Origin of the sequence: Butyrivibrio sp. TB, from assembly GCF_900110805.1 — a bacterium.
GTDB classification, from domain to species: Bacteria; Bacillota; Clostridia; order Lachnospirales; family Lachnospiraceae; genus Butyrivibrio; species Butyrivibrio fibrisolvens_C.
Window position 1 is genome coordinate 1 of the sequence record NZ_FOER01000047.1, and the last position, 9,153, is coordinate 9,153.

Below are 9,153 nucleotides of genomic sequence, written 5' to 3' on the forward strand. Positions count from 1 at the left end.
CAGAAGGAGAAAGAGATCCTCCACCATCTTCTGCTCTCAATATACAAAAGAGGGTTGGTATGAACAGCTCGGAGGAGATGCTTCCCCTCTGGCAGATGCTATACTGGATCGTATCGTACATGACGGATACGTCATCAACATCGTTCCAATAGATCCATCCAAGGATCTTTCCATGCGAGAGGTTTATGGTTTATCAGAAACTGACCGTATGTAATTGTAAAGGTACAAATAAAGGTGGCTCACGCTTGTCCGGACACGTGGCTCACGCCACACCGGATAGGCGGCTCCGCCGCACGAGAATATTCATACCAGTCTACAAAGTGTTTCACTCACAACCTTGCCTCAACGATGTCATTAAAGCCTTTTGGCTGATAATTCGGCATATATTTCAGTGTCTTGAAAAGGCTCTCTGCATAAGGATTAACATTACTGACTCTCGGCCTGCTTCTTGAAGGGGTGATTCCAAGCGCATAGAGTGTCTCCAGCATTGTTGCTCCTTTCATTGGGCTTCCGTTATCAGAATGAAGCACCAGCGGTTCCTTATTCATGAATATCTTTTCTTCACGATAGATGCGTTTTATCAGTTTTTTAGCAAGGTCTGCTGACTCTTGGTCGTAAACTTCCCAACCAACAATCTTCCTGCTGAACAGATCTGAAAACAGATACAGATAGTAATATTTGCCCTTTATTGGTCCGTTTCGATATGTTATGTCCCACATCCACACCTGATTAGGTGCTGTGGCCTTGTGGGTCGATACTGGCCGTTTCTGTGGCGCCTGATCTCGTCCTCTGTGAACAAGCTGCTTTGCATCCCTGAGTATGTTATAAAATGTACACTCACTTCCAATATAGATTTCTCTATCTGCCAGTATTGGTACGACTTCACATGGTGCCATCGATGCAAACTCCTCAGAGTTCATAACATCCAGTATCTTCTGCCTTTCTTCCTGGCTCAGTTTATTTGCCGGCTCAGGGCGCTCGCAGGTGGTGCGTTTATCTATATAGTCGTTGTCAGTATTCTTCCAACGATTATAAGTACGTTTACTGATTCCGAGTTCTTTACATGCCTTATACAAGGCCGCTCCTGAATCCACTGCCTCGGTGATTAGCTCTACTGCTTGTCTACGATCTGAGGTGCTAATCATCCGTCCTCTTCTTCCGTCCCCCAAATAGCATCGGCTTTTTTCTTAGTACTAACAGTGCTGCAGCTTCTGCCAATGCTTTTTCTTTCCTTGCAAGTTCCTTTTCAAGCTTTTCTTTCTGCTTGCGTTCAGCATTCAGCTCCTTTGTAATCTTATCTCTTCGCTCTACTGCATCGTTATTTGCATTTATGCAGGCATCTTTCCATTCTCTTACCTGTTCTGGATATATACCCTTTTCTCTGCAGTACTCAGAGAACTCTATTTCAGACAGTTTTGCTGTCTCAAGAACCACCATAAATTTATCCTGACTGCTCCATTTATCAGCATTCTTGTACTTGGTAGTAGCAGATAGCCCTCTTTGGTTCTGGGCTTCATCTCTCCATCTGCACAATGTGTTAATCCCTATCCCTGTCTTTTTGTGGATGTCTGATACAATCTCATCCTCTTCCAGTAATCTGGCCACTATGGCCTCTTTCATTTCTTTTGGATACTTATTAAAGCTCATACTTGTCACCTTCCCTTTGGCAATCATCTTACCAACTATGGGAGGGGAGTGACAACTACCCTAACACTGAGGGATATTCTAAGTCTTCCCACTGTGATTTTTCCTAGTGCTACCAAAATTCTATTAGCTACTGGACTCTTTTGTACACACGAAAAATCCATCCCCATTTTTGGCTCCCTCGTATGATGTATTTATAACTGATTAGCTTTCTCTATAATATTATTCCAAAATTTATCTGTCCATTGTTGCTTACTATGATACTGCATGAAATCATCAATCTGATATTTATTTAAATGACACAATTTATGATTATCTAATCTTGCTTTGATCTGAATCATAAATTCATCAGCAGTATTTGCAACATTAGAATTGCTCATTCCATAAATATTTTCCAAAGCAACACTCGTTCCAATAACATCCATACCTACCGCTGCAGCAGATAAAACTCGATTCTTGGTTCCTCCTCCTATTTGCAATGGTGCCAAAAAAACATGATTCTGTGACAAATATTCCTCGAAAGACTCCGCATATGTTGTATGATACACACAAAATCCATTCTTTTTTAGCTTTCCGATGCCCTTAAACTTTTTACCTAAAAAATGTATCTCTATACAATCTTGCAAGTTACTATTAGCAAGCCTATTTATCAGTTGGTTATATAAATCACCTGTATAAAAATAGGATAATGATCCTGCAAAGCATAACTTTAATCGCTCTCCCTGCTTCCAGGTGACCTTACCCAAGTATGGGATTACATCATCGGTCACTGTATGTGGGATAAAAGAAGCCTTGCTATTATAGAAAACATTATATGCTTCTGCGTCAGATATACCTACTGTGTATAAATGAGCCGCTTTTTGCACATTTATCTTATCAATATTCGAATTTTGCTGTAATCTAATGAAAGAAAGCAGGCGCATAAACGCAGAGGAATGATTAATACACGCTCTTGCAAATACCATCGTTGCAGAATCTACGACAATAGCTTCAAACCTTCCTTGAAACCCACAATAATCTAGTGCTGTCGGAACCATTGGGTATGTTACAATCACGTCATATTTAGAAGCATCTAAATGATATTTTCCATTTATTATCCAATCTCTTCTAACTTTTCCATATGAAAATATTTTATTAAAACTTTTATTTACTGTATTTAATTGACTCCATGATATATAATCAAGATTTGTTGGTAGGTTCAAATCAATTTTTTCTCTTCCTACTACTGCAAAATCGACTTTTTGTGTTGATGGACAAGCACTTAAAATATCATATAAAAGGCGTGAAACTGGGCCATTAAGTTTTGGCTCACATCCCGAAACAAATAAAATATTCATATTTCCTCTTTTTCAGTTTATCCTATCTCTTCATCCTATGCAGTTATATTCTCTAATATTATTTATTCTAGATTTTTTAAATATTCTAATTAAATATATCCAAAGAGTCGCAATAAGAAATACTCTTCTTCAAATTTTTTTTTAAAAAAAGATGTCCCATCATTGCAAACAAAAACTGTGACCGCAATAACAACTGACGTTTTATTTTTTCTTCACAATTCATTTTCCATTGAGTTATAGGAAAAATTTCATGTCCTTTAACTCTTATATATATATTCGTCCATCTCTCTTCGTATTTATTTAAACCATCATGTTTCCACGGTTTAGGAACAATATAATGCATATAATGAACTATTGCCGGATTTTCATTTGCAGTATCAATGTCTTTATCTAGATAGTAATCAGATACCTGCATTCCAAATAGCAAACGGCGATATTTATGTTGTAAAACACTATTTCCCGGTAATACCATATATTTTGCAGGTAATATTGCGCACTGTTTTTCTAACGCCTTGGACAGAACTCCCTGCTCATTAACTATACACTGCATCACTTCGCTAGTTCGCCCTGTTTGTGCAATTTTCTTTATCCACATATCTATTTTTTTATCACAATCCAAACTTTTCCATAAAATAGGATTTACTAAAAATGTTGCTTGGCAAAAAAAGGTGCTACTTTCATTCATATGTAACATACGTTTCATATATTTATTGTTCATAGTATCGATCATTGCAGCACAGCTACATCCTTCAGGAAATACATACTCTGCTAACTCTTCCAAACTATCTGTAACTAAAGTATCACTATCAAGAAATAGAATATTACACCCCATATCAGGGATTAAATCGCACATAAACATTTTCAAAAAAACTCCTTGGGCACCTTTATAGATAGGAAGTTTGTAGAAGTCACATTTTTCTTTTAAAGATTGTGTTGCCATAATATTTACTTTGCAAGACTCTTTTTGTTTCAACGCTTCAACAACACACTTCGATTCTTGTTTCCATTCCTCGAAATCATCACAAAATAACCAAAAATGGATATACACATTTGAATTATGTTCAATCAACGATAAAGCAGATGTACAAGTTGGTACAATATATCTTTCATCTGTATAATACACGACACTCAACTTTTTCATATATAATCCTTTTATAAGTTTTATAGCGATCGTTTGCTATACTAATATCAAACTTTTATGTCTCTCACTTTGTTTATCTCATTTTCAAGGACACCTAGAATAGTTTTCCAGTTAAATGTTTTTTTCCCGTACTGAGAAGCCCGATAAGCATTAAAATGATTTTTATCATAGCATGCTATAGCTGTATCTATTCCATTAGCCCATGCATCTACGTCATCAACAGGGATTTGCATTCCAAACTCTCCATTGTTAGTATATTCTTTAAATGGAGGTATCTGATCTGACATCAAGAGATAGCATCCTTTTGAAATAGCTTCAACACATACCGTTTCTGACCCACCCCATCTTGATGGCATCGCAAAAATTGATGCACGCTCCATATAACTATATAGTTCTGCTTTGTTTGTAATATTACCTGTAAATATTATTCTATCCATCACATCAGCATGTAGACTTTTAAAATTATACATATAATTATTGAAGTCTTCTGAAATCGGACCTGCACATATCAATTTCCAATCTATAGTATTCTGAGTTTTAGCAAACGCTTCAAGAAGAATCTCTGTTGCTTTTTGTTTTGTCCCTAGTCTTCCTGCTGTCATAATTATTTTTTCTTTACATATGGAAGTATCATTAGAACTATCTTTATTTGAACTATCTCCCATGTCAAGAGCACTTTTATGAGTGCAGTTTATATTTTTTATACCATCAATATCTACAAATCCAATAGGTACACATATCGGTCTAATTCCAAAAATTTCTTCGTATTGTTTACATGTTTCGCTACTTTCTGCAGATACTATATCTGTACCTTTGTGTAAAAATTGAATAAACTTTTTCTTCCATGGTTCTATATTGGAATAATATTCTAACGTCTGAAAATCTATATCTAATCTTAAATATGAAATACCTTTAGGATTTAAAATTTTATATACCCATAAGCATATCAAATGCTTAATACCGATATGAAAAGTATGTAGTACATCAATTTCTCTTGCGTGCTTTACTATAAAGCGTAATTCGTCTAACAATTCAGTATTATGACCCGACTTGTGTAAAAATATCACTTTCTTTATGTCTGGGGCATATTTATCACACCAACTTTCATAATCATCGCCATTGTTATATGTAACTAAATACGATTCATATCCATAACAATTAGCCATTACTTGCGGCGTTTGCCCCACATCCTTAGTTATCCCCAAGCCTTCACATATTGGAAACATAGTAACAAAAACTCTTTTTTTCATATATTATCTGTATGATTATTTGAAGCGAAACATCATACGTCTCTCCTATATTAATAAAATTTCACATCCCTAGATCCAAGTTTATATCTTAAGTTTTTAGGTCTTTCCGCAATATATTTAGCAGGCACTCCAGCTGAAAGCGTATATGGCTCTATATCTTTTGTAACAACGCTACCTGCACCAATAACTGCGCCTTCGCCAATCGTAACTCCAGGTAATATTATTACATTAGGACCTATCCAAGCATAATCATTTATCTTTACAGAAAATATACTTGAACTATAAGATGCAAACATGCTATTTTTATAATCATGTTGCTCGGTATACACATTAACTCCAGAACTAAAGTTGACATTTTTGCCTATATATAGTCCATTCCTTCCATCCAATGTACATTTATCTCCAATTATGGAATTGCTGGAAATCTCTATATTATCTCCTCCCATAATAGTTAATCCATAATGCACGTAAACATCGTTGCTTATTTTCATAAAAAAAACATGCTTATACAAAAAAACTCTTATACAATGTAATGGAATAAAACCTATGATAATAGATGTAAAACGAATATAGCTAAGAATAGTTCTTCCCAGAATTCCAACCACTCCCGTATGAACACTATTACCTACTGCCTCAGATGAACTATCGTGTTTAGCTAATACATCATTATTATTAAAAGAATATCTTTTACTGATATAACGATTTATTATTGAAACGAAAAAAAGGCTTATAATAAACCCATAAAATAATATATCTAATATAAACATCAATACTATTGATAAATGGTTTAATATCATTGATATACCTCATAATTGTTTTAGTGCTTCTTTCAGCCTTTTAGACCTTACCAATTCTTTCAAATAATAATTATTCCAATTAAAATTTATAAGAAGTTTCAAAATCTTTGCATCTGTTTTTAAGTTCTTTTTAGCATACTTTACAGCTGACAACTGATAATCAAAAATTGGTCTTACACCACGTTTTCGGTCCATCTGGCTTCCTCCCCCATAATGCACTATTTGAGGTCCGGGAATTAATAGCCTCTTTAATTGTTTTTCTTTTAGCCTTAATTGCAAATCTGTTTCTTCAAAATACAAGAAAAAACACTCATCAAATTCAGCATCTGCATTATTCTTCATGAACAAATCTGCTCCACAGATATAATCTACTTCTTGTACATCATACGAATCATTAGTACGAGTATGACAATCACTTGTTTTCAAAAAAGGACCCATACTATTTATTCTTAGTCTTAACCCAACTCCCCAAATAATGTCATGTATGTTATGAATAATCATTTGTTTTAGCAAATCATTATATGTAGGGAAAGTGCTACTTGATATATTGCTATCTCCATTCGGAAACCGCAAATATCCTCCTAAAGCGCCTATTTTACTGTTATTAGATTCAAAATAGTCAAAAAACATTTTAATAGCATTATTCTTTAGTTCTGTATCTTCATTTAAAAATAATACATATTTACCTCTAGCTAATTTTAATGCTTTATTATTTGCTGCACCAAAACCAATATTATGTTCATTTTCAATGATTATAATATCTTTATACGTTGAACGTATCATAGGAATAACACCATCTGTAGAAGCATTATCAGACACAATTATTTCAAACGATATTCCTTTAGTATGTTCATATATACTATCAATACATTGTTTCATATACTCTTTTGCATTGTACGTAACTATGATAATGCTACAATCCAAACCATAATCATTCATTTCGATCACCTTTATAATAATATAGGTATTACTTTCTATGTATCTTAAGTATCTTCCCTATAACTTTTATACTTTCAATAAATTTAGAATTTTTTAAATATATAAGACAAAAAACAATTGTAGAAACTAATACAGTAATCACTGCTTTTATTACAAAAAATAAAATTCCATGATCTGGTATTAGTCTGCAAATATAATAACTTGATAATACAACTACAAAACTTTTTATCGCATATAAAACTAGTTCTATTATGTAACTCTTTGCTTCTCTCTGAAAATAGTATTTGAAAATATAATATAATTCAAAAGGAATATTGATGCATCCAATAGTTATTATTGTAGCAAATATAACTCCTCCCACTCCAAAAAATCTAACTAATACAAAATTGAGTATAAGATTTGATAAGGCTTCGAACACAGCAACATATCTCCCCTTCCACCACATTCCAGTAGCTTCTCTCATTAGCACTACAACATTAGACGTTTCTACCAAAAAGAAATATACGCAAAACAAAGCCAATATGTATTGGGGTAACAAGTAATCATCTCCTACCCATAATACTATGAAAGGTTGCATAAGATTAAGCAAACATGAAACTGCAACTGTAATAAAAAAATTCTGTATAAATGTATAGAGTTCCAATACTCCATAATTCGAATCAGAAGTTTCAACTGCTACACCATTTCCAAGTGCAGGTGTCACACTTCCCCTAATGTTGTCAATTATTAAAATAGGCACAAACATAACTTGATAATAATTTTGGTACTTTGCTACCATCGCTAATCCTATGAACATCGAAATAGCAATGCTATCAAGAGAATTTCTAGAAAGACCTCTCACCTTAGATACTGCTATAGCTAATATCTGTTTACGAAACTGAGCTATAAAGGTTGCATCCGGCATACCCTTTATACTTATTTCTGGGAAATATCTCCTAGCAGAAAAACTTACTATTACTCCTGGTAAAATAGCATTTACCAACAATAAAAAAGTATAGATATTATAATCATGAAATAACATCAATACTATCAACTGCAAAACATACATTATAAGTGCAGTAAAACCGCCTATACGTTTACAAACATGACTATTCTGGCTAGATATAAATAAAACATTCTTATAAGTACCAGAAAAATAAGGCAATACACAGTTAAGAATATACACACAATATATATAATATATATTAAGATTATGAGGATAAGACTTCCCCTGAACCATATATGGAATCAATGGAATAGTAACAATTCCAATTATCAAAATAATAACACCAACGGAATAGTAAATTCGTCTGAACAGGTTCATTATTCTGCCAATCTCTTCAGTATGCTGATATCTATCAGACATTGGCTTATATAGATAATAAGTTATAGCACTATCCACGCCTAAATCTACAATATTAATTACCTGCAGAACGGATGTAAATAAACTACTTACACCCGCATATTCGATACCGATATATCGTATAATTACCGTTCTAATAATAAATGGAAATATGGATGTAACTAATACAAGAAACATCGTCCATATTGAATTTTTATATGTAGATTTTAACCGTTTATTATTCATTTGCTTCTATCTTTCTTCAAAAATTTTTGTAACATCACTTTGTGTGATCATAGTATTCCTATACGCCCAAAACAAGCACTATCATTCCACAATAAAAAACAGAATATAGAGAAGATAAATAGATGGTGATTTTATAAAGGTAAGCGCTAAATTTTCCGGTGGGTAACACATCCACCGCAAAAATATTATTAGGTACAAGGGCTTTTGCCCATAAAATATACCCCAGCCTCGTAGGAGACTGGAGCACCTTGACAATTCACATATGATAAAGATTACAGTGCATCGAAGATTGCATTCTGATGTTGACGATGGAGTTCGTCCAGAGCTTCTTTGCATTCAGGATTCCATGGGCAAAGCTTCTCAAGATCTTCATCGCTAGTTAGAGATGTTGGACATTTCATGAGAAGATATTTCAGATAGTAGTAAACATCAACACCATTAGCTTTAGCTGTCTCAACAATGGAATAGGTAAGAGCAC

General features: G+C 33.9%; 10 protein-coding genes. 1 reads left to right on the forward strand and 9 read right to left on the reverse strand.

Features of this window, described 5'->3' with window-relative positions; genetic code table 11:
* A partial coding sequence (locus tag BMX21_RS18795) for an ATP-binding protein (protein ID WP_177174119.1) occupies window positions 1-214 on the forward strand: 214 nt, incomplete at its 5' end.
* 115 nt (window positions 215-329) lie between these two features.
* On the opposite strand, the gene BMX21_RS18800 is transcribed toward BMX21_RS18795, so the two are convergent.
* From BMX21_RS18800 to BMX21_RS18840, 9 genes are all read right to left on the reverse strand, one after another.
* Complete coding sequence (locus BMX21_RS18800; protein WP_092046995.1) at window positions 330-1,145, reverse strand: DDE-type integrase/transposase/recombinase; 816 nt, start codon at window positions 1,143-1,145, stop codon at window positions 330-332.
* Window positions 1,138-1,647 carry a transposase gene (locus BMX21_RS18805; RefSeq protein ID WP_177174120.1) on the reverse strand — a complete coding sequence of 170 codons (510 nt, stop codon included), beginning with the start codon at window positions 1,645-1,647 and terminating at the stop codon, window positions 1,138-1,140. The genes BMX21_RS18800 and BMX21_RS18805 overlap by 8 nt, the downstream gene beginning before the upstream one ends.
* A gap of 191 nt (window positions 1,648-1,838) precedes the next feature.
* A complete protein-coding gene (locus BMX21_RS18810) occupies window positions 1,839-2,981 on the reverse strand; it encodes a glycosyltransferase (RefSeq protein ID WP_092047001.1) in 1,143 nt (380 codons plus the stop codon).
* Window positions 2,982-3,066: 85 nt separating this feature from the next.
* Complete coding sequence (locus BMX21_RS18815) at window positions 3,067-4,122, reverse strand: glycosyltransferase family 8 protein (protein WP_092047005.1); 1,056 nt, start codon at window positions 4,120-4,122, stop codon at window positions 3,067-3,069.
* 47 nt (window positions 4,123-4,169) lie between these two features.
* Window positions 4,170-5,372, reverse strand: a complete 1,203-nt coding sequence (locus BMX21_RS18820) for a glycosyltransferase family 4 protein (RefSeq protein ID WP_092047008.1) — start codon at window positions 5,370-5,372, stop codon at window positions 4,170-4,172.
* A gap of 50 nt (window positions 5,373-5,422) precedes the next feature.
* On the reverse strand, window positions 5,423-6,169 hold the full coding sequence (locus BMX21_RS19895) for an acyltransferase (protein ID WP_278305265.1): 747 nt from the start codon (window positions 6,167-6,169) through the stop codon (window positions 5,423-5,425).
* A gap of 9 nt (window positions 6,170-6,178) precedes the next feature.
* Window positions 6,179-7,108: a glycosyltransferase gene (locus tag BMX21_RS18830; protein WP_092047012.1), complete on the reverse strand. Its 930-nt coding sequence runs from the start codon at window positions 7,106-7,108 to the stop codon at window positions 6,179-6,181.
* Window positions 7,109-7,136: 28 nt separating this feature from the next.
* Complete coding sequence (locus tag BMX21_RS18835; protein WP_092047015.1) at window positions 7,137-8,675, reverse strand: oligosaccharide flippase family protein; 1,539 nt, start codon at window positions 8,673-8,675, stop codon at window positions 7,137-7,139.
* A gap of 272 nt (window positions 8,676-8,947) precedes the next feature.
* Window positions 8,948-9,153: transposase domain-containing protein (locus tag BMX21_RS18840; protein ID WP_143057307.1), on the reverse strand; the 206-nt coding region annotated here is incomplete at its 5' end.

Excerpts from the sequence above, each read along its gene's own strand:
- BMX21_RS18800 (WP_092046995.1), bottom strand. The coding sequence starts at position 1,145 with ATGATTAGCACCTCAGATCGTAGACAAGCAGTAGAGCTAATCACCGAG.
- BMX21_RS18805 (WP_177174120.1), bottom strand. The coding sequence starts at position 1,647 with ATGAGCTTTAATAAGTATCCAAAAGAAATGAAAGAGGCCATAGTGGCC.
- BMX21_RS18810 (WP_092047001.1), bottom strand. The coding sequence starts at position 2,981 with ATGAATATTTTATTTGTTTCGGGATGTGAGCCAAAACTTAATGGCCCA.
- BMX21_RS18815 (WP_092047005.1), bottom strand. The coding sequence starts at position 4,122 with ATGAAAAAGTTGAGTGTCGTGTATTATACAGATGAAAGATATATTGTA.
- BMX21_RS18820 (WP_092047008.1), bottom strand. The coding sequence starts at position 5,372 with ATGAAAAAAAGAGTTTTTGTTACTATGTTTCCAATATGTGAAGGCTTG.
- BMX21_RS19895 (WP_278305265.1), bottom strand. The coding sequence starts at position 6,169 with ATGATATTAAACCATTTATCAATAGTATTGATGTTTATATTAGATATA.
- BMX21_RS18830 (WP_092047012.1), bottom strand. The coding sequence starts at position 7,108 with ATGAATGATTATGGTTTGGATTGTAGCATTATCATAGTTACGTACAAT.
- BMX21_RS18835 (WP_092047015.1), bottom strand. The coding sequence starts at position 8,675 with ATGAATAATAAACGGTTAAAATCTACATATAAAAATTCAATATGGACG.